At 70.7% G+C, this 21,512-nt stretch carries 15 protein-coding genes; 7 read left to right on the top strand and 8 right to left on the bottom strand.

Going from position 1 to position 21,512, the window contains the following annotated elements:
• Nucleotides 1–55: 55 nt before the first annotated feature.
• Complete coding sequence (gene dnaE / locus ACZ5NW_RS10145) at nt 56–3,595, bottom strand: DNA polymerase III subunit alpha (RefSeq protein WP_468743333.1); 3,540 nt, start codon at nt 3,593–3,595, stop codon at nt 56–58.
• 202 nt (nt 3,596–3,797) lie between these two features.
• Here dnaE and ACZ5NW_RS10150 point away from each other — a divergent pair, with 202 nt between their 5' ends.
• The 5 genes from ACZ5NW_RS10150 to ACZ5NW_RS10170 all read left to right on the top strand — a co-directional run bounded on the left by ACZ5NW_RS10150 (nt 3,798) and on the right by ACZ5NW_RS10170 (nt 10,044).
• Nucleotides 3,798–5,123 carry a DUF2252 domain-containing protein gene (locus ACZ5NW_RS10150; RefSeq protein ID WP_468743334.1) on the top strand — a complete coding sequence of 442 codons (1,326 nt, stop codon included), beginning with the start codon at nt 3,798–3,800 and terminating at the stop codon, nt 5,121–5,123.
• 68 nt (nt 5,124–5,191) lie between these two features.
• Nucleotides 5,192–5,926, top strand: coding sequence for a hypothetical protein (locus tag ACZ5NW_RS10155; protein WP_468743335.1), 735 nt, complete (start codon nt 5,192–5,194; stop codon nt 5,924–5,926).
• 168 nt (nt 5,927–6,094) lie between these two features.
• On the top strand, nt 6,095–6,937 hold the full coding sequence (locus ACZ5NW_RS10160) for a thioredoxin domain-containing protein (protein ID WP_468743336.1): 843 nt from the start codon (nt 6,095–6,097) through the stop codon (nt 6,935–6,937).
• Nucleotides 6,938–7,073: 136 nt separating this feature from the next.
• The gene (locus ACZ5NW_RS10165) at nt 7,074–8,735 is read left to right on the top strand and encodes an alkaline phosphatase D family protein (RefSeq protein ID WP_468743337.1); all 1,662 of its coding nucleotides are present in this window, start codon (nt 7,074–7,076) and stop codon (nt 8,733–8,735) included.
• A 319-nt stretch (nt 8,736–9,054) separates the two neighbouring features.
• Nucleotides 9,055–10,044 (top strand): zinc metalloprotease, encoded by a 990-nt coding sequence (locus ACZ5NW_RS10170; protein WP_468743338.1) that lies wholly within the window; start codon nt 9,055–9,057, stop codon nt 10,042–10,044.
• Between the two features lie 24 nt (nt 10,045–10,068).
• Here the strand turns inward: ACZ5NW_RS10170 and ACZ5NW_RS10175 are convergent, their stop codons facing one another.
• Nucleotides 10,069–10,638: a dienelactone hydrolase family protein gene (locus ACZ5NW_RS10175; protein WP_468743339.1), complete on the bottom strand. Its 570-nt coding sequence runs from the start codon at nt 10,636–10,638 to the stop codon at nt 10,069–10,071.
• Between the two features lie 30 nt (nt 10,639–10,668).
• Between ACZ5NW_RS10175 and ACZ5NW_RS10180 the strand changes: the two genes are divergently transcribed.
• Entirely contained in the window at nt 10,669–11,790 is a 1,122-nt protein-coding gene (locus ACZ5NW_RS10180; RefSeq protein ID WP_468743340.1) for a mechanosensitive ion channel family protein, read from the top strand.
• A gap of 14 nt (nt 11,791–11,804) precedes the next feature.
• Here ACZ5NW_RS10180 and ACZ5NW_RS10185 read toward each other — a convergent pair whose 3' ends face one another.
• The 6 genes from ACZ5NW_RS10185 to ACZ5NW_RS10210 all read right to left on the bottom strand — a co-directional run bounded on the left by ACZ5NW_RS10185 (nt 11,805) and on the right by ACZ5NW_RS10210 (nt 17,726).
• A complete protein-coding gene (locus ACZ5NW_RS10185; RefSeq protein WP_468743341.1) occupies nt 11,805–12,545 on the bottom strand; it encodes an SDR family NAD(P)-dependent oxidoreductase in 741 nt (246 codons plus the stop codon).
• 99 nt (nt 12,546–12,644) lie between these two features.
• The gene (locus ACZ5NW_RS10190; protein WP_468743342.1) at nt 12,645–14,231 is read right to left on the bottom strand and encodes a Na+/H+ antiporter; all 1,587 of its coding nucleotides are present in this window, start codon (nt 14,229–14,231) and stop codon (nt 12,645–12,647) included.
• A 92-nt stretch (nt 14,232–14,323) separates the two neighbouring features.
• A complete protein-coding gene (locus ACZ5NW_RS10195; protein ID WP_468743343.1) occupies nt 14,324–14,791 on the bottom strand; it encodes a GNAT family N-acetyltransferase in 468 nt (155 codons plus the stop codon).
• Complete coding sequence (locus tag ACZ5NW_RS10200; protein WP_468743344.1) at nt 14,788–15,732, bottom strand: RluA family pseudouridine synthase; 945 nt, start codon at nt 15,730–15,732, stop codon at nt 14,788–14,790. The genes ACZ5NW_RS10195 and ACZ5NW_RS10200 overlap by 4 nt, the downstream gene beginning before the upstream one ends.
• Before the next feature lie 43 nt (nt 15,733–15,775).
• Nucleotides 15,776–16,441: a signal peptidase II gene (lspA, locus tag ACZ5NW_RS10205; protein ID WP_468743345.1), complete on the bottom strand. Its 666-nt coding sequence runs from the start codon at nt 16,439–16,441 to the stop codon at nt 15,776–15,778.
• 61 nt (nt 16,442–16,502) lie between these two features.
• Entirely contained in the window at nt 16,503–17,726 is a 1,224-nt protein-coding gene (locus ACZ5NW_RS10210) for a TraR/DksA family transcriptional regulator (RefSeq protein ID WP_468743346.1), read from the bottom strand.
• Nucleotides 17,727–18,332: 606 nt separating this feature from the next.
• On the opposite strand from ACZ5NW_RS10210, the gene ileS reads away from it, so the two are divergent.
• On the top strand, nt 18,333–21,470 hold the full coding sequence (gene ileS / locus ACZ5NW_RS10215) for an isoleucine--tRNA ligase (protein WP_468743347.1): 3,138 nt from the start codon (nt 18,333–18,335) through the stop codon (nt 21,468–21,470).
• Nucleotides 21,471–21,512: the final 42 nt, after the last annotated feature.

Raw genomic sequence — 21,512 nt, forward strand, 5'->3', positions numbered from 1 at the left:
GGGTACGACCGAGGGGCGCGTCCCGTGCGGGACGCGCCCCTCGCGCGTGTGTCGCTCAGCCGGCCAGGCAGGACGGGCCGAGCAGCACCTTCAGATCGCCGAACAGCGCCGGATCGGGCTTCACCCGATGCCGGTCGAGCCGCAGGACCGTCGTCCTGGTCGGGCCCTGGAGCTTGATACGGACCTCGCTGTCGCCCTTGTGGTGGGTGAGGATCTCGCCGAGGCGGCTGACCATCGGCGGGGTGACCTTCACCGCCGGGATGGTGAGGATCACGGGCGCGTTGGTGCCCGCGGCGGACAGGTCGGGGACCATCAGCTCCATGGCGACGAGGCGGGGCACGTCCTCCCTCTTGTCGAGCCGCCCCTTGACGAACACGACGGCGTCCTCGACGAGTTGGGTCGACACCAGCTGGTAGGTGGCGGGGAAGAACATGCACTCGATGGAGCCCGCGAGGTCCTCGACCGTGGCGATCGCCCAGGCGTTGCCCTGCTTGGTCATCTTGCGCTGGAGGCCCGAGATGATGCCGCCGATGGTCACGACCGCGCCGTCGGCGTGCTCACCGCCGGTGAGCTGGGCGATGCCCGCGTCGGCCTTGTCGGACAGCACGTGCTCCAGGCCGAAGAGCGGGTGGTCGGAGACGTACAGACCGAGCATCTCCCGCTCCTGGGCGAGCAGATAGGTCTTGTCCCACTCCTCGTCGGTGAACTGCACGTCGAGGCCGAAGCCCGGCTCGCTGTTCTCCTCGTCGCCCATCCCGCCGAAGAGGTCGAACTGGCCCTCGGCCTCCTTGCGCTTGACCGCGACCACGTTGTCGATCATCGGCTCGTACTGCGCGGTCAGGCCCTTGCGGGTGTGCCCCAGGGTGTCGAACGCGCCCGCCTTGATCAGCGACTCCGTGGTGCGCTTGTTGCACGCGACCGCGTCGACCTTGTCGAGGTAGTCCGGGAAGGAGGCGTACTTGCCCTTGGCCTTGCGGCTCTTGATGATCGACTCGACCACGTTGGTGCCGACGTTGCGCACGGCCTCCAGGCCGAAGAGGATCACGTCGTCGCCCTGGGCGGCGAAGTTGTGCACCGACTCGTTGACGTTCGGCGGGAGCACCCGGATGCCCATGCGGCGGCACTCGTTGAGGTAGATCGCCGACTTGTCCTTGTCGTCCTTGACGGAGGTCAGCAGCGCGGCCATGTACTCGGCGGGGTGGTTCGCCTTGAGGTACGCGGTCCAGTACGACACCAGGCCGTACGCGGCGGAGTGCGCCTTGTTGAAGGCGTAGCCGGCGAAGGGCACCAGCACGTCCCACAGGGCCTGGATCGCCTCGTCGCTGTAGCCGTTCTTACGGGCGCCGGCCTGGAAGATGGTGAAGTTCTTCGCCAGCTCGTCGGGCTTCTTCTTGCCCATCACACGGCGCAGGATGTCGGCCTCGCCGAGCGAGTACCCGGCGATGATCTGGGCGGCCTTCTGCACCTGCTCCTGGTAGACGATCAGGCCGTAGGTGACGGCCAGGACCTCTTCGAGCGGCTTCTCCAGCTCCGGGTGGATCGGAGTGATCTCCTGCTGCTTGTTCTTGCGCAGCGCGTAGTTCGTGTGGGAGTTCATGCCCATCGGGCCCGGGCGGTACAGGGCCGAGACGGCGGAGATGTCCTCGAAGTTGTCGGGCTTCATCAGACGCAGCAGCGAGCGCATGGGGCCGCCGTCGAACTGGAAGACGCCGAGGGTGTCGCCGCGCTGGAGCAGTTCGAAGGTCTTCGGGTCGTCGAGCGGCAGGCCGAGGAGGTCGATGTCGATCCCCTTGTTGGCCTTCACCATCTTGACGGCGTCGTCCATGATCGTGAGGTTGCGCAGGCCCAGGAAGTCCATCTTCAGCAGGCCGAGCGACTCACAGCTCGGGTAGTCCCACTGGGTGATGGTCACGCCGTCGGTGTGCCGCACCCAGACCGGGACGTGCTCGGTGATGGTCTCGCTGGACATGATCACGCCGGCGGCGTGCACACCCATCTGCCGGACCAGGCCCTCCACACCGCGCGCGGTGTCGATGACCTTCTTCACGTCCGGCTCGTTCTCGTACATCCCGCGGACCTCGCCCGCCTCGCTGTAGCGCGGGTGGCTGGGGTCGGTGATGCCCGAGAGCGGGATGCCCTTGCCGAGGACGTCGGCGGGCATGGCCTTGGTGATGCGGTCGCCCATCGCGTACGGGTAGCCCAGCACGCGCGCGGAGTCCTTGATCGCGTTCTTGGCCTTGATGGTGCCGTACGTGCCGATCATGGCGACCTTGTCGGCGCCGTACTTCTCGGTCACGTACCGGATCACCTCGACGCGCCGGCGCTCGTCGAAGTCGATGTCGACATCGGGCATCGAGATGCGCTCGGGGTTGAGGAACCGCTCGAAGATCAGACCGTGCGGGATCGGGTCGAGGTCGGTGATGCCCATGGCGTACGCGACGATCGAGCCGGCCGCCGAGCCGCGGCCGGGGCCGACGGCGATGCCGTTGTTCTTCGCCCACATGATGAAGTCGGCGACGACGAGGAAGTAGCCGGGGAAGCCCATCGAGATGATGACGTCCATCTCGTACTCCGCCTGCTTCTGGCGGTCCTCGGGGATGCCGCCGGGGAAGCGGCGCTCCATGCCCCGGCGGACCTCCTCCTTGAACCAGGTGACCTCGGTGTAGCCCTCGGGGATGTCGAACTTGGGCATGAGGTCGCGCTTCTCGAACATGCCGGTGGTGTCGACCATCTCGGCGACGAGGAGCGTGTTGGCGCAGCCCTCCTGCCAGGCGTCCGAGGAGTCGATGGCGTACATCTCCTCCGTGGACTTCAGGTAGTAGCCCGTGCCGTCGAACTTGAAGCGGTCGGGGTCGGAGAGGTTCTTGCCGGTCTGGATGCACAGCAGCGCGTCGTGCGCCCCCGCCTCGTGCGCGTACGTGTAGTGCGAGTCGTTGGTGACCAGCGGGGGGATGCCGAGCTTCCTGCCGATCTCCAGCAGACCGTCGCGGACCCGGTGCTCGATGTCGATGCCGTGGTCCATCAACTCCAGGAAGTACCGCTCCTTGCCGAAGATGTCCTGGTAGTCGGCGGCCGCCTTGAGCGCCTCGTCGAACTGGCCCAGGCGCAGCCGGGTCTGGACCTCGCCGGAGGGGCAGCCCGTGGAGGCCACGATCCCCTCGGACCACTGGGAGATGGTCTCCTTGTCCATCCGGGGCCACTTCTGCAGCCAGCCCTCGGCGTAGGCGTCGGAGGAGAGCCGGAAGATGTTGTGCAGGCCGGTCTTGTTCACCGCCCACATCGTCTTGTGGGTGTAACCACCCGAACCGGAGACGTCATCGCGCTTCTGGTGCGGCTGGCCCCACTGGATCTTGCGCTTGTTGCGCCGCGACTCGGGGGCGACATACGCCTCGATCCCGATGATCGGGGTGATCCCGGCCTTCTTCGCGGAGTGGTAGAAGTCATACGCCCCGTGGAGGTTGCCGTGGTCGGACATGGCGATGTGCGTCATGCCCATCTCGTTGCACGCGTTGAACATGTCCTTCAGCCGCGCGGCACCGTCCAGCAGCGAGTACTGGGTGTGGACGTGCAGGTGCGTGAACGGCGGCTTTGACACGGTGCGGCCTCCAGGGAAAACGCTGGGCGACGGGCTGGCGGACAGTTCGGGGGACAGCGTCGAAGTCTATGCCTCGGCACTGACACCTGGCGGCCTTCCCCGCGTACCTTCACAGCGAGGCGCGGGCACCAATCCCGGGCCCCGTCCGTTGGAGGCGGCAGACACGCCGTCGTACACGTCATGCACCAGGAGGCACCCACCGATGCCGGTTCCGCAGCTCAGCGCCGAGCACCGCGGCGAGGAGATCCTCGCCGTCTTCGACACCGCCTTCGGCCGCCTCCTGGCCGCCGACCCCGCCGCGTTCCGCGTGAAGTTCCGCAAGATGGCGGCCTCGGCGTTCGCCTTCTACCGGGGCACGGCGGCCCTCTTCTACCACGACCTGGACGCCGAGAAGCGGGGCGGACCGTTCCTGGACGAGCGCACCTCGCGCGTGTGGATCCACGGCGACCTGCACGCCGAGAACTTCGGCACGTACATGGACTCCAACGGCCGCCTGATCTTCAACGTCAACGACTTCGACGAGGCCTACGTCGGCCCCTTCACCTGGGACCTCAAGCGCTTCGCCGCGTCCATCGCCCTCATCGGCTACGCCAAGGCGCTCAGCGACGAGCAGATCACCGAGCTGGTGGAGGTCTACGCGGGCGCGTACCGCGAGCGGATCCACGCCCTGGCCACCGGCGCCAAGCGGGACGAGGTGCCACCCTTCACGCTGGACACCGCGACGGGCCCGCTCCTGGACGCCCTGCGCGACGCCCGCTCCCGCACCCGCTTCGGGCTGCTGGACTCGATGACGGAGATCCGTGACTTCGAGCGCCGCTTCGCGCCCGGCGGCGGCTCCATCGAGCTGGACGCGGCCACGCGCTACAAGGTGCTGGCGGCCTTCGACGGCTATCTGGAGACGCTGCCGGAGACGTCCCTGGCCCGCCCGGACTCCTACCGCGTGAAGGACGTCGTCGGCCGCCGCGGCATCGGCATCGGCTCGGCCGGCCTCCCGTCGTACAACATCCTCCTGGAGGGCCACAGCGACGCCCTGGAGAACGACGTCGTGATCTACATCAAGCAGGCCCAGACCCCGGCCGTCTCCCGCCACATCACGGACCCCGCGATCCGCGACTACTTCCACCACGAGGGCCACCGCACGGTGATCTCCCAGCGCGCCCTGCAGGCCCACGCGGACCCGTGGCTGGGCTGGACCGAGCTGGACGGGGCCGGCCAGCTGGTCGCCGAGGTGTCGCCGTACGCCGTGGACCTGGAGTGGGGCGACATCGACGACCTGGAGGAGATCGCGGCGGTCGTCGCGGACCTCGGCCGGGCCACCGCCACCATGCACGCGGCCGCCGACGACACCTCCGGCGAGTCGCTGGTGCCCTTCTCCACGGAGCGGGCCATCGACGCGGCGATCGCCGCCGACGAGGAGGGCTTCGCCCCGCTCCTGACGGACTTCGCGCACACGTACGGCGCACGCGCGCGTGCCGACCACCAGATCTTCGTCGACCTCTTCCGCAACGGCCGGATACCGGGTCTGTGACGGACCGGCCGCTCACAGGCACCCTTTAGGGGTCTCTTACCGCGGCCCGTGACACACTCTCCTCCGCTATGGACATATCAGGGACCCGCCTCAGAGCCGTACGCGCGGCGCTGTTCACGGCCGTAGTCGTGACGCTCAGCACCGCGTCGCACGTGCTGCTGTCGCGGGTCCCCCTGCCGCTGAACACGGTCGCCGCCGTCGCGGGCGCGGTGTTCGTCCTCGCGTTCGCCCTCGCGGGCCGCGAGCGCGGCTTCGGGCGGATCGCCGCCCTGCTGGTCCCCCTGGAGCTGGCCGCGGACACGGTGTTCACCACCGGCCAGCACGTCTGCTACGGCCCGGCGGGCGGCCCCGTGGCGGGCCCCCTGCGCTCGGTCGGCTGGGACGTCCTGTGCGGTGACGGCACCCGGGTCGGCACCCCGCTGACCCAATGGGGCATGGGTGGCGCCGCACACCTCGGCGAGGGGCGCTGGACCGGCGCCGGCGCCGACCGGATCGACCCGCTGCTCACCCACGCCGGCCCGGCGACCGCCTGGCTGCTGCTCGCCGCGCATGTCGCCGTCGGCCTGGTCGCCGCGGCCTGGCTGCGCCGGGGCGAGCGGGCGCTGGCCCAGCTGCTGTGCGCCGCGGCGGCGACGACGTTCCGCCCGCTGCTGCTGGCGGTGGCCGCGGTGACCACCCGGCGCGCCCGCACGGCCCGCCGCCTCCCGCGCCCCGCCCACCGCCCCGCCAGCGGGCAGGGCCGTCTCCTGGTGCACTCCCTGGCCCGCCGCGGTCCCCCGCCGCTCACGCCCGCGGCCGCCTGAGCCCGGGCGAGCCCCCCGAGGTTCCGCCGGACGACGCGGTGCGCACGCGCCCCGTCCGGTCCCGCACCGAAGACCCGCCGGCCGGCGCCGCGTAACCGCGAGCGCGCCGTCCGGCCCCCCACACGTCCCCCGCGCACCCGTGTGCGCGTCCCACAGGAGATCACCCATATGAGCAAGCGCAACAGTCAGTCGGCGAAGACCGCGGCCCGGGAGCGGCTGCGCGTCGAGCGCGAGCGCCAGGCGAAGAAGGCCAAGGCGAAGCGGCAGATCGTCGTCGCCCTGTCGGTCGTCGGCGTGCTGGCGGCGGCGGGCGGCGTCGGATACGCCGTCGTCCAGGCGAACAAGCCCAGCCACTGGGCGTCCATGGCGGACGAGAAGGTCGTCGCGCCCGCCCACACCACGGGCACGGACGGCACGACCGTCGTCATCGGCAAGAGCACCGCGAAGAAGACCCTCAAGGTCTACGAGGACCCGCGCTGCCCGGTCTGCGCCCAGTTCGAGCAGGTCGTCGGCTCGACCGTGCAGAAGGACATCGACAGCGGCAAGTACAAGATCCAGTTCGTCGGCGGCACGTTCCTGGACGGCGACACCGACGACAAGGGCTTCAAGGTCGGTTCGCGCGGCGAGGGCTCGAAGAACGCGATGAGCGCCCTGGGCGCCGCGCTGAACGTCAGCCCGGAGGCGTTCCTGCAGTACAAGACCGCGCTGTACTCGGCGAAGTACCACCCGGACGAGTCCGACGACAAGTTCAAGAGCGACGACTACCTGATCGAGGTCGCGAACACCGTCCCGGCGCTGAAGAACAACACCGCGTTCCAGAAGGCGGTGAAGGACGGCACGTACGACGCCTGGGCGGTGGCGATGTCGCAGACCTTCAACACCAACAAGGACGGCGTCAGCGGCACCCCGAGCTTCGTCATGAACGGCAAGAAGCTCGTCACCGCGGCGAAGACCCAGCCGATGACGGTGGCCGATTACAACCAGGTCGTCGACGCGGCCCTGAAGGGCTGATCCGTCCTCGGCCCGGCCTTACCGCACCGGACCGGGCCGCGCCGTAGGGCACAGCAGAAGACGGGCACGCGAAGAGCGGGCGAACTTTCACGAGTTCGCCCGCTCTCGTTCATACCGATCAGTAACCTGATCGCTCGTGACCAGACGACACAGAGCCTCCGAAGGCCCCAATTCGCTTTCCCCACGCCGCCGTACGGTCGTCAAGGCCGCGGCGGCCACCGCTGTGCTGGCCGGCCCGCTCGCCGCGGCGCTGCCGGCCCGGGCCGCCGACACCGCGCCCGCCTTCCTGCACGGCGTCGCCTCCGGCGATCCGCTCCCCGACGGCATCCTGCTGTGGACCCGGGTGACCCCGACCGCCGAGGCGATACCCGGCTCCGGACTCGGCCCGGACACCGAGGTCTCGTGGGTCGTCGCCCGCGACAAGGCGCTGACGAACATCGTCGCCAAGGGCTCGGTGACCGCCACCGCCGCCTCCGACCACACCGTCAAGGCCGATGTGCGCGGTCTCGCGCCGGCCACCGACTACTGGTTCCGCTTCTCGTCCGGCGGCACCGACTCCCCGGTGGCGCGCACCCGCACCGCGCCGGCGGCGGACGCCTCGGTGACCGGCCTCCGCTTCGGCGTGGTCTCCTGCGCCAACTGGGAGGCCGGCTACTTCGCGGCGTACCGCCATCTCGCGGCGCGCGGCGACCTCGACGCCTGGCTGCACCTGGGCGACTACATCTACGAGTACGGCACCGGCCAGTACGGCACCCGTGACACGGTCGTACGGCAGCACGCGCCCACGCACGAGATCATCACCCTCGCCGACTACCGCCTGCGGCACGGCACGTACAAGACGGACCCCGATCTCCAGGCCCTGCACCTCAAGGCGCCGGTCATCGCGATCTGGGACGACCACGAGTTCGCCAACGACGCCTGGTCGGGCGGCGCCGAGAACCACACCGAGGGCGCCGAGGGCTCCTGGACGGCCCGTCAGGCGGCGGCGCGGCAGGCGTACTTCGAGTGGATGCCGGTCCGCCCGGCGATCGCCGGCACGACCTACCGCAAGCTGCGCTTCGGCAAGCTCGCCGACCTCTCCCTGCTGGACCTGCGCTCCTTCCGCTCCCAGCAGGTCAAGGTCGGCAACGGCGACGTCGACGACCCGGACCGCACGCTCACCGGGCGCGCCCAGCTCGACTGGCTCAAGGCCGGGCTGAAGTCCTCCGACACCACCTGGCGGCTGGTCGGCAACTCGGTGATGATCTCGCCGTTCGCCATCGGCTCCCTCACCGCCGACCTGTTCAAGCCGCTGGCCGAGCTGCTCGGTCTGCCGCAGGAGGGCCTGGCCCTCAACACCGACCAGTGGGACGGCTACACCGACGACCGCCGCGAGCTGCTGGCCCATCTGCGCTCGAACGCCATCCGCAACACCGTCTTCCTGACCGGTGACATCCACATGGCGTGGGCCAACGACGTGCCGGTGGACGCCGGTACGTACCCGCTGTCGGCGTCGGCGGCCACGGAGTTCGTGGTCACCTCGGTGACGTCCGACAACCTCGACGACCTCGCGAAGCTGCCCGAGGGAACCGTTTCGGCACTCGCCTCGCCGATCATCCGCGCCGCCAACCGGCACGTCCACTGGGTCGACACCGACCGCCACGGCTACGGCGTCCTCGACATCACCGCCGACCGCGCGCAGATGGACTACTACGTACTGTCCGACCGTACGAAGGCGGACGCGACCTCGTCCTGGGCGCGCTCGTACCGCACCCGCAGCGGCACCCAGAAGGTCGAGCGGACGTACGACCCGGTGTGATCCCCGGCTCCGAGCGTCGCTTTTCGGCCAACCGCCGAGCGACCGACGCGTGTTAACCGAAGATCACATCGCTACGGCGGGTGGTGCGCGCCGCATTCCGAATACGGACACACCACCCGCCCGCGGCACGCAACGCGTTACGACGCGATCTCGAACTCCGGACAGAGCATCTGTTCATCGCCCCAATTACCCCTGTTCGCCGGGTGTTTGATTGGGCCTGATCGATCCTCTTCCGCCATGGACATGCCCACGTAATCTCCGGGCGGTGGCCAGGAAGACCCCTGAGCCTCTCTCCCCACCGCCTCCACCAGGAGTCAGCATGCGTGCGCTTGCCCGGATATCTCCCCTGACGCGCAGACGCGTTCTCGGCACGGCCGCCGTGGCCGGAACCCTGCTCCTCGCGCCCGTGTCGGTACCGACGGGCATCGCCGCGGCCGGCACCGCCACCGCCGCATGCGCCGACACCACCGACTCCGCGGCCCGCGCGGCCCGTCCGGGAAGCGGCGCGAGCGTCGCCGAGCCCAACGAGATCACCGACGCCAAGGCCAAGGCCCTGGACGCCGATCTGCACAAGCGCGTCGACCAGCTGCGCGCCGCGGGGCGGAACGTTTCCTCGCTGGCGGCTGCCAGTAGCAGCATCCCGGTCTACTTCCACGTCATCCACGACGGCACCACCGGCAAGCTCAGCTCGTCCGACATCACCGCGCAGATGAACGTCCTGAACGCGGCCTACGCCGGCCAGGGCACCGGGAACACCGACTCCGGCTTCCAGTTCACGCTGGCCGGCACCGACTACACGGACAACGCCACCTGGTACAACCTCAGCTCCGGCTCGACCGCGGAGAAGGCGATGAAGTCCGCCCTGCGCAAGGGCGGCGCGAACGCGCTGAACATCTACACCGCCAACCTCGGCGGCGGCCTCCTCGGCTGGGCCACCTTCCCCAGCTCCTACAAGTCCAGCCCGTCCATGGACGGCGTCGTCATCCTCGACACCTCCCTGCCGGGCGGCTCGGCCGCCAACTACGACGAGGGCGACACCGCGACCCACGAGGTCGGCCACTGGATGGGGCTGTACCACACCTTCCAGGGCGGCTGTAGCGGCAACGGCGACTACGTCGACGACACCCCGGCCGAGAAGAGCGCCGCCTACCAGTGCCCCGAGGGCCGCGACACCTGCACCAACAAGACGGGCGTCGACCCGATCCACAACTTCATGGACTACACGTACGACGCCTGCATGTACCAGTTCACCGCCGGCCAGGTGACGCGCATGCAGCAGAGCTGGGCGGCCTACCGCGCCGCGGGCTGAGCCCGGTCCAGGGCCTGAGAGGCCCTAGAGGTCGCCGAGGAAGCCGAGCGCCACGCGCCAGGTGGCCTCGGCGGCCTCCGCGTCGTAGTCCGGCAGGTCGGGGTCGGTGTAGAGGTGACCGGCCCCCGCGTACCGGTAGATCTCGACGTCGGCGCCCGCCCGGCCCATCTGGAGATACCAGGCGCTCAGCCAGTCGTCGGTCTCGAACGGGTCCGGTTCGGCCACGTGCAGCTGGACCGGCAGCCCGTCCACCGACGCGTTCGGCGCCAGGTCCGAGGTGCCGTGCAGAAGCAGCAGGCCGCGCGCCTTGTCGTCCCCCAGGGCGAGGGTCTGCGCGATGGAGGCGCCCAGCGAGAACCCGGCGTACACGAGCCCGCGCTCGGAGTAGGGCGCGGCGGCCAGCACGGCCCGCTTCAGCAGCTCGTCCTTGCCGATCTCCTCCTTGTGCGCCATGCCCTCCTCGACGGTGTCGAACGTACGTCCCTCGAACAGGTCGGGCGTCCACACCTCGTGCCCGGCGGCACGCAGCCGGTCCGCCGCCGCGCGCACGGCGGGACGCAGACCGTAGGTCGAGTGAAAGAGCATGATGTTCATGAAGCCCATCGTGCCAGTACGGTCGGAGGCATGGAGAACGTACTGCGCCCGCTGATCGTCGTCGGCGGCTCGGTCGTGCTCACGCTTCTTATCGGGTGGGCCACCGACCAGCTGCTGCGCAAGGCCGACGAGCGGCACAGCGAGACCCCGTTGTGGGGCCTGCTGCGCCGCGGTCGCGTCCCCTACCAGCTCGTGCTCTGCGCGGCCATGCTGAGAGGGTCCTACGACGAGGCGGAACTGTTCCAGGAACACCGGGTCGGCATCGGCCGGTTCCTCACCCTGGTCCTCATCGGGTCCGCGTCCTGGCTGGTGATCCGGATCACGGCCGCGGTCGTGGAGACGTCGTACACCCGTTACGCCAGCTCACGCGCCCAGCGCGACCCGGCGCGGGTGCGCCGGGTGCGCACCCAGGTCTCCCTGATCATGCGGGTCGTCGCGGCGATCGTCGGCGTGGTCGCGGCGGCCGCCATGCTGCTCACGTTCCCCGCGATGCGCGCGGCCGGCGCGTCCCTGCTGGCCTCGGCGGGCATCCTCGGCATCGTCGCCGGTGTGGCCGCCCAGTCCACGCTGAGCAATCTGTTCGCGGGACTGCAGATCGCCTTCGGCGACATGGTCCGCATCGGGGACACCGTGGTCGTGGACGGCGAGTGGGGCACGGTCGACGAGATCACGCTGACCTATCTCACCGTACGCACCTGGGACGAGCGCCGGATCACGATGCCGGTGTCCTACTTCACCTCCAAGCCCTTCGAGAACTGGTCGCGCGGCAGCGCCCAGATGACCGGCATCGTCTACTGGCACCTCGACCACTCGGCCCCGACCGAGCTGATGCGCGAGCAGCTGCGCGACATCCTGCGCGAGTGCCCGGCCTGGGACGGCCGTGACTTCGGCCTCGCGGTCACCGACTCCACGCCCAACACCATCCAGGTGCGCGCTCTGGTCACGGCGAAGGACGCCGACGACATCTGGACGGTACGGGTCACGGTCCGCGAGCAGATGATCCGCTGGCTGTACGTGGAGCACCCGTACGCGCTGCCCCGGGTGAACACGGCGGACGCGGCGCTCCCGGTGGGCCGCCGCGGGGGCGCCCCGGACGCGGTGCCCCCGGGCCCGCGCCGCGCGCACGAGCCGCCGCGCACGGGCCGGGGCTGATCCGGGCACGGGCCTCAGTGCCCGCGCTCGGCCCCGCCGTTGACCTGGATGATCTGCGAGGTGATGTGCCCGGCGCCCGGGGAGGCCAGCCAGTGCAGGGTGGCCGCGATGTCCCCGGGCGTCCCGGCGCGCCCGGTGGACGTCTCGGCGACGAGCCGCGCCCGCCGCTCCTCGGTCATCGCGTCCCCGAAGAAGCCGGTGTCCTCGACATAGCCGGGCGCGACCACGTTCACGGTGATCCCGCGATGCCCCAACTGCCGGGCCAGATCATGGGCGTACGGATGCAGCGCCGCCTTGGACGCCGCGTACGCCCCGCTGCCGGACCCCCGGAAGGCGGCGATGGAACTGAGGAACAGCACCCGCCCGCCGGGCTCGGCGAGCCGCTCCTTGAGGGCCTCGGTGAGGAGGACGGCAGTGAGGGTGTTGATCCGGAAGTTCACGGTCCAGTCGTGGGCGGCACGGTCGAGCGGATCGTCGCTGCCGGCCGGCGGTTCCAGCTGCCCGCCCCCGCCGGCGCTGTGCACGAGCACATCGACGGTGCCCAGCTCATCGGCGACGTACCGGGCGACCGCCCGCACACCGGCCGCCTCGCTGAGATCGGCGGCGAAGGTGAGCGCGCCGGGCACCCCGGACTTCTCCAGCACCTCGGCCCGCCGCCCGAGCAGCAGCACCTGGTCCCCGTCGGCGGCGAAGAGACGGGCCGCGGCCAGCCCGATCCCGCTCCCACCACCACTGATGACGACGTTACGAGCCATGATCCAATCGTACGTTCGGAAGGCCGCCGACGACGAGCGGCCAGGGCCGGAGACGGTCACTTTTCACGAACCGGAAACGGGCGGTGCGCGGGTCGCGGATCACCGCAGACTGCGCCAGTCGAGCTGCCGCAGCACCCGATCCACGACCTCCGGATCCGCCCCCGCCTCACTGCGCGCCGCCAGCACCTCGTGCCGCGCGGCGCTCAGCATCTCCCCCTCGATCCGCCGCACCCGCTTCAGCCTCCGCACCCGCTGCTCGTGCGCCTCCCGCCGCTCCTCCTCCCCCATCTCCGGGCTGATCCGCACCCCGATCTCGAACGCCCGCCGCAGCATCCGCTCGGACAGCTCCTCCGGCAGCTCCTCGACGTCCTCGATCTCCCTCAGCCTCCGCTTGGCCGCCTTGGCCGCCCGCACCGCCAGCTCCCGTTCGAACTCCTTCTCCCGCTCGGTGTCGGCCCGCACGCCCAGCCGGCGCACCAGCCAGGGCAGGGTCAGCCCCTGCACCACCAGCGTCGCCATGATCACGCCGAACGCGATGAACACGATCTCGTCCCGGTCCGGGAAGGGCGACCCGTCGTCCGTCTCCAGCGGGATCGCCAGCGCCAGGGCCACGGAGGCGACGCCCCGCATCCCCGACCACCACATGACGATCGTCTCCCGCCAGCTCATCGGGATGTCCTCCTCGCGATCCCGCCGGGCGTGCAGCCGTTTCGTCAGCCAGGTCGCCGGCAGCAGCCAGACCAGCCGTACGACCACCACCACGGCCACGACGATCGCCGCCCAGCCGAGCATCTCGCCCCACCGCCCACGCGCCGTATGGATCGCGTTGTGCAGCTCCAGGCCGATCAGGCCGAAGGCGACCCCGGTGACCAGGGTGTCGACGATCTCCCAGAAGGCGTGCCCGGCGAGCCGGGTCAGCACGTCGTCGGGGTCGGTGGCGTACTCGGCGAGGAACAGCGCGGTGGTCAGCACGGCGAGCACCCCGGAGCCGTGCAGCTCCTCGGCGAGCACGTACGAGGCGTACGGCACCAGCAGGGTGAGGCCGATCTGCAGGGTCGCGTCGCCGAGCAGATCGAGCAGCCTGTTGGCGCCCCAGCCGAGCGCGAGCCCGACGGCGACCGCGACGACGGCCGACAGCACCAGCTCGACCACCGCGTCGACCGGCGTGAACTCCCCGCTGACGACGGCGGTGATCGCCACGTGGTACAGCACGATGGCGGTGACGTCGTTGAACAGGCCCTCGCCCTCCAGGATGGAGACGAGCCGGCGGGGCAGCCCGAGCTGACCGGCGACGGCGGTCGCCGCCACCGGGTCCGGTGGCGCGACGAGGGCGCCCAGCGCGACGGCCGCGGCGACGGGCAGGCCGGGGACCACCGCGTGGGCCACGGCGGCCACGCAGACCGTCGTGACGAACACCAGGGCCACGGCGAGCAGGAAGATCGGGCGTTTGTTGGCCGTGAACTGCCGCCACGAGGTCTGCCGCACCGCCGCGTAGAGCAGGGGCGGCAGCAGCAGGGGCAGGATCAGCCCGGGCGGTACGTTCACATTCGGTACGAAGTCGACGACGGCGAGGACGATCCCGAGCAGCGTCATGAGCACCGGCGAGGGCAGCCCGAAACGGTCCCCGGCCGGGACGCTCACCACGGCCCCGAGCAACAGCACGAACAGCAGGGCCAACTGATCCACGGTCAGCACTCCGAGCTCTGGACGATCAAGCCCCCGAACCCAGGGTGCCACGCGAGCGGCCCCCCAACCTCTCCGCCCGCCTCACGCTTCGGTCAGAGCGAACGCCGCATCGAGCGGTGCGGGATGCCCGCCTCCATGTCCTCCGGCCCGTACGCCTCGTACCCGAGCCGCTCGTAGAAGCCGAGCGCGCGCGTCTGCGCGTGCAGGTCCACCGCCGTCAGGCCACGCGCGCGTGCCGCCTCCTCGATGGCCCGCACCAGGGCCGCCCCGACGCCGAGTCCGCGCGCCTCCCGGGCCACGGCGAGCCGTCCCAGCGAGCCGACCGAAGCGTCGCCGGTCCTGACGAGCGCCGCCTCGCCGAACAGCAGGCGCCCGGTGCCGAGCGTCCACCCGTCCTCCCGGACCGCCAGCACATGCACGGCACCGACGTCGTGGGCGTCGTACTCGATCTCCTCGGGGACGCCCTGCTCGGCGACGAAGACCTCCTTGCGCACCGCGAAGCACGCCTCATGGTCGGCGGGGTCCTCGGCGACGCGCACGGAGTACGCCGGTCCGCTCATCCGTACGTCTCCTCGCGGACCTGGTCCAGGGCCTTCTGCAGGTCCGCCGGGTAGTCGCTCGCGAACTCGACCCACTCCCCGTCGCCGGGGTGCTCGAAGCCCAGCCGCACGGCGTGCAGCCACTGCCGGGTCAGCCGCAGGCGCTTGGCGAGGGTGGGGTCGGCGCCGTAGGTCAGGTCGCCCACGCACGGGTGGCGGTGGGCCGCCATGTGGACGCGGATCTGGTGCGTGCGGCCGGTCTCCAGCTTGACGTCGAGCAGGGAGGCGGCGCGGAACGCCTCGATCAGGTCGTAGTGCGTGACGGAGGGCTTGCCGTCGGCAGTGACCGCCCACTTGTAGTCGTGGTTCGGGTGCCGGCCGATGGGCGCGTCGATGGTGCCGCTCGTCGGGTCGGGGTGGCCCTGCACGAGCGTGTGGTAGCGCTTGTCGACCGTGCGCTCCTTGAACTGGCGCTTGAGCGACGTGTACGCGTACTCCGACTTGGCGACGACCATCAGGCCCGAGGTGCCGACGTCGAGGCGGTGCACGATGCCCTGGCGCTCCGCCGCGCCGGAGGTGGAGATCCGGTAGCCGGCCGCGGCGAGCCCGCCGATGACCGTGGGCCCGGTCCAGCCCGGCGACGGATGGGCGGCGACGCCGACGGGCTTCACGATCACGACCACGTCATCGTCGTCGTGCACGATCTCCATGCCCTCGACCGGCTCGGCGACGACCTGCACCGGCGCGGGGGCCTGCGGCATCTCGACCTCCAGCCAGGCCCCGCCGTGCACGCGCTCGGACTTCCCGACCACCGATCCGTCGACCGAGACCTTCCCCGCCGCGGCGAGCTCCGCCGCCTTGGTACGGGAGAAGCCGAACATGCGGGAGATGGCGGCGTCGACGCGCTCGCCCTCCAGGCCGTCCGGCACGGGCAGGGTACGGATCTCGGGAATCGTGCTCACCCGTCGAGTATGCCGGACGGGTGAGACACTCCCGAACGCGTGCTCAGTCCTTGTGGACGGTGCCGTCGGGGTCGAGGCCCTTGAACGACAGCAGCACGATCAGGATGCCGCCGCACACGATCGCCGAGTCGGCGAGGTTGAAGACGGCGAAGTGCTTGGGCGCGATGAAGTCCACGACGGCGCCCTCGAAGACGCCCGGCGCGCGGAAGATCCGGTCGGTGAGATTGCCGAGCGCACCGCCGAGCAGCAGGCCCAGCGCGATCGCCCAGGGCAGGCTGTACAGCTTGCGGGCGAGCCGGGCGATGACGACGATCACGGCGGCCGCGATCACCGTGAAGATCACCGTGAAGGCCTCGCCGAAGCCGAAGGCGGCGCCCGCGTTGCGGATGGCCTCGAACTTCAGCCAGTCGCCGACGATCTCGATCGGCTCGTGGTGCTCCAGCTTGGCGACCACGAGCAGCTTGCTGACGAGGTCGAGGGCGTACGCGAACACGGCGACGGCGAAGAGGACGGCGATACGGCGCTTGCCGCGGGGCCGCTCGGCGGCGTCGGCGGACACCGCCCCGTCGCCGGACGCGCCGGAGGCCACGGAGGAACCGGGGTCCACGACCCGCTCCTCCGACGCGGTGTCCTCGCCGGGCCGCTCCCGCTCGGTCCGCGCCGCTTCCGGAAGGTCCGGCGTACCGATGATGCGCTCCGCCTCTGCCACGTGAGTCCCTCAACCTAGGTGCCTGACTGAGGACGAGGGTACGGCACGGCCCCGGGGGGCATCAGTACCGGCGTTCCTGCTTCTGCTTGCACTCCACGCACAGCGTGGCCCGGGGGAACGCCTGCATGCGGGCCTTGCCGATGGGGTTGCCGCAGTTCTCGCACAGGCCGTAGGTGCCCGCGTCCAGGCGTTGCAGGGCGCGCTCGGTCTGGATCAGCATCTCGCGCGCGTTGGCGGCGAGCGCCAGCTCGTGCTCGCGCGTGATGTTCTTGGTGCCGGTGTCCGCCTGGTCGTCGCCCGCGCCGTCGCCGGAGTCGCGCATCAGGCCCGCGAGGGACTCCTCGGACGCATGGATCTCCGCGCGCAGCCGCTCCATCTCCGACGTCAGCTCCGTACGGGCCTCCTCGACCTCCTCCGGGGTCCAGGGGTCCTCGCCGGGGCGCACGGCGAGCTCGCCCGGCTCCGCCGCGATCCGCGCCTTGGGAAGGGCGCCCTGCGCCGCCGTGGCCGTGCCAGGAGTCTTCTTCGCAACCACTGTCGTGGCTCCCGTCTGCTGAGCGGCCGAGGCCGCGCCCACCGACTGAACAGTCCTCTTCCGCCCGGCCCCGGCCCCCGGGGCCCTCCGCTCACGCCCTGCGGCCTTACCTGCCGACGCCTTCGAGCCGGAAGCCTTCCGCGCACCCGGCTCCGCCGCCGAAGCCTTCCGCGTACCAGCCTTCCCAGCGGCAGCCGCCTCCTCGGCCGGCGCCTTCTTCCCGGCAGCCGCCCCGTCGTCGCCCGGCGTCTTCCGCGTCTTCTTGGCGGCGGCCGCCCCCTCACTCTGCGCCTTCTTCGCGACAGCCGCCTCCTTACCCACCGCCTTCTTCGCGACAGCCGCCCCCTTCTTCGCGGCAGCCCCGTCCGCGCCCGCCGCCTTCTTCGCGACAACCCCCTCCCTACCCGCCACCTTCTTCCCGGCAACCGCGCCCTTACCCGCCCCCTTCTTCGCGGCAGCCCCCTCCTCGCCCGGCGCCTTCTTCGCCACGGCCCTCTTCGTCGGCTTCGGCTTCGGCTCCGTGTCCGGTGTCTTCTCCTCGCCGGTCGCCGCCTTGCCCGCCCTCTTCCCCGCGGGCTTGGCCGCCGTACCCGCGCCCTCCGTCCTCACCGCACCCTGCCGCCCCCGCGCAGTCCCGCCCCGCCCCTGCGCGCTCTTCTTGCCGCCGACCTCCTTCGCCGCACCGCCGGAGGCACCTGCACCTGTGGACCTGCGCGACGCCGACTGCTCGGCCGTCTTCTTCGCCACCATGGCCGCGGCCCCTTCACATATTGTGATCTTGCTCGCGAATCGTGCTGGGACGATAAATCGACTTGAGTCCCGCGGCAACGGGGCACACCGCCCGATTCGCCCGCCTCGCGCACGCCGCGCGAAAAGCCTGCATGCGTTGTGCCCAGCTCCCCGCCGCGTAATCCGACCCACCGGACGTCCGGCCCCCGTCCCGGAACCCGGACACCCGCACCGCTCCGTTCGGGTCACCCACCCCCCGCCCCGCGCCCCCGAGAATCCGGTCGGCCACGGCCCCCGTCGCGCCGTACACTGGGCGGAGCGAGAAGCGTGGATGGGGACGAGTAGCGGCGTACGCAGCCCAGAGCGACCCGGGGACGGTGGAAGCCCGGGGGCGAGCGCGACGTGAAGATCACCCCGGAGCCGCCGGAAGAAAGCCCCTCGCGGGCGAGTAGACCCGGTATCGCGACCCCAATGAGGGGGCTCGTCGGCGCACACCCCGCGCCGGAGGGCCAAGGAGGGTGGTACCGCGGGAGCGCGCCGCAGACGGCGTAGGACATGGCGTAGGACATGGCCCGGCTCTCGTCCCTCCGGACGGAAGGCAGCAAGTCCGCCGGAGGAAGCTCGCTGATGACAACGCCGACGTACCGCCAGGTGCCCGCCCAGGTCGACCTGCCCGCCCTTGAGCACGCCGTGCTCGACTTCTGGCGCGAGCAGAAGATCTTCGCCAAGAGCCTGGAGCAGTCCGAGGGCCGCCCCGAATGGGTGTTCTACGAGGGCCCGCCCACCGCCAACGGCATGCCCGGCGCCCACCACATCGAGGCCCGCGTCTTCAAGGACGTCTTCCCCCGCTTCCGCACCATGCGCGGCTACCACGTCGCCCGCAAGGCCGGCTGGGACTGCCACGGCCTCCCGGTCGAGCTCGCGGTCGAGAAGGAGCTCGGCTTCAGCGGCAAGCAGGACATCGAGGCGTACGGCATCGCGGAGTTCAACGCGAAGTGCCGCGAGTCGGTGACCCGCCACACGGACGCCTTCTCCGAGCTGACCACCCGCATGGGCTACTGGGTCGACCTCGACGACGCCTACCGCACCATGGACCCCGAGTACGTCGAGTCGGTCTGGTGGTCGCTCAAGGAGATCTTCAACAAGGGCCTGCTGGTCCAGGACCACCGCGTCGCCCCCTGGTGCCCCCGCTGCGGCACCGGCCTCTCCGACCACGAGCTGGCCCAGGGCTACGAGACGGTCGTCGACCCCTCCGTCTACGTCCGTTTCCCCCTCACCTCCGGTCCGCTCGCCGGCGAAGCCGCGCTCCTGGTCTGGACGACCACCCCCTGGACCCTGGTGTCCAACACGGCGGTCGCCGCGCACCCCGAGGTCACCTACGTCGTGGCGACGAACGGCGAGGAGAAGCTCGTCGTCGCCGAGCCGCTGCTCGCCAAGGCGCTCGGCGAGGGCTGGGAGACCACCGGCCAGAGCTTCACCGGCGCCGAGATGGAGCGGTGGACCTATCAACGTCCGTTCGAGCTCGTCGAGTTCCCGGCGGAGGCGCATTTCGTCGTCAACGCCGAGTACGTCACCACCGAGGACGGTACGGGCCTGGTCCACCAGTCCCCCGCCTTCGGTGAGGACGACCTCAAGGTCTGCCGCGCCTACGGCCTGCCCGTCGTGAACCCGGTCCGCCCGGACGGCACCTTCGAGGAGGACGTCCCGCTGGTCGGCGGCGTCTTCTTCAAGAAGGCGGACGAAAAGCTCACCGAGGACCTCCAGCAGCGCGGCCTCCTCTTCCGGCACATCCCGTACGAGCACAGCTACCCGCACTGCTGGCGCTGCCACACCGCGCTCCTCTACTACGCGCAGCCGTCCTGGTACATCCGCACCACGGCCATCAAGGACCGCCTCCTCCAGGAGAACGAGAAGACCAACTGGTTCCCGGACACGGTCAAGCACGGCCGCTTCGGCGACTGGCTGAACAACAACATCGACTGGGCGCTGTCCCGCAGCCGCTACTGGGGCACCCCGCTGCCGATCTGGCGCTGCGAGAACGACCACCTCACCTGCGTCGGCTCGCGCGCCGAGCTGACCGAGCTGACCGGCACGGACCAGTCCGAGCTCGACCCGCACCGCCCGTACATCGACGACGTCACCTTCGCCTGCCCGCAGTGCGCCGCGACGGCCACGCGCGTGCCGGAGGTCATCGACGCCTGGTACGACTCGGGTTCGATGCCGTTCGCGCAGTGGGGCTACCCGTACAAGAACAAGGAGCTGTTCGAGAGCCGGTACCCGGCGCAGTTCATCTCCGAGGCCATCGACCAGACCCGCGGCTGGTTCTACACGCTGATGGCCGTCGGCACCCTGGTCTTCGACCAGTCCTCGTACGAGAACGTCGTCTGCCTGGGCCACATCCTCGCCGAGGACGGCCGCAAGATGTCCAAGCACCTGGGCAACATCCTGCAGCCGATCCCGCTGATGGACCAGCACGGCGCGGACGCGGTGCGCTGGTTCATGGCGGCCGGCGGTTCCCCGTGGGCGGCCCGCCGCGTCGGCCACGGCACGATCCAGGAGGTCGTCCGCAAGACCCTGCTGACGTACTGGAACACGGTCGCCTTCCAGGCCCTGTACGCGCGCACCTCCAACTGGGCGCCCAGCGAGGCGGATCCGGGGCCGGCCGACCGCCCGGTCCTGGACCGCTGGCTGCTGAGCGAGCTGCACGCCCTCGTGGACCAGGTGACGCAGTCCCTGGAGGGGTACGACACCCAGCGCGCCGGCAAGCTGCTGTCCGCGTTCGTCGACGACCTGTCCAACTGGTACGTACGGCGCTCGCGCCGCCGCTTCTGGCAGGGCGACAAGGCCGCGCTGCGCACCCTGCACGAAGTCGTGGAGACGGTCACCAAGCTGCTGGCCCCGCTGACCCCGTTCATCACCGAGCGGGTATGGCAGGACCTGGTGGTGCCGGTCACGCAGGGCGCGCCGGAGTCGGTGCACCTCGCCACCTGGCCGGAGGCGGACCTCTCGGCGATCGACCCGGAGCTGTCGCAGCAGATGGTCCTGGTGCGGCGCCTGGTGGAGCTGGGGCGCGCCACACGCGCGGAGTCGGGCGTGAAGACCCGCCAGCCGCTGTCCCGCGCCCTGGTGGCCGTCGCCGGCTTCGAGTCCCTCGACCCCGAGCTGCACACGCAGATCACCGAGGAGCTCAACGTCGAGTCCCTGGCGTCTCTCTCCGAGGTCGGAGGGTCGCTGGTCGACACGACCGCCAAGGCCAACTTCCGCGCCCTGGGCAAGCGGTTCGGCAAGCGCGTCCAGGACGTGGCGAAGGCCGTGGCGAACGCCGACGCGGCCGCGCTCTCCCTCGCCCTGCGCGAGGGCACGGCGTCCGTGGAGGTCGCCGGCGAGACCATCACCCTCGCTCCCGACGAGGTGATCATCACGGAGACCCCCCGCGAGGGCTGGTCGGTGGCGTCGGACTCGGGTGCGACGGTCGCGCTGGACCTGGAGATCACCGAGGAGCTGCGGCAGGCCGGTCTGGCCCGTGACGCGATCCGGCTGATCCAGGAGGCCCGTAAGAACAGCGGGCTGGATGTGGCGGACCGCATCGCGCTGCGCTGGGAAGCCGCCGACTCGGCGGTCGTCGCCGCGTTGAACGAGCACGCCGGGCTCATCGCCGACGAGGTCCTCGCCACCGACTTCGCCCAGGGCGACGCGGACGACACCTATGGCGCCGCGTTCACGGACGAGGGCCTGACGCTCACGTTCCGCCTGCGCAAGGCGTAGTAGTTCTCAGCGCGACGGCGGCTGTCCCCTCGGACAGCCGCC

It is taken from the genome of Streptomyces sp. NPDC032126 (genome assembly GCF_055580085.1).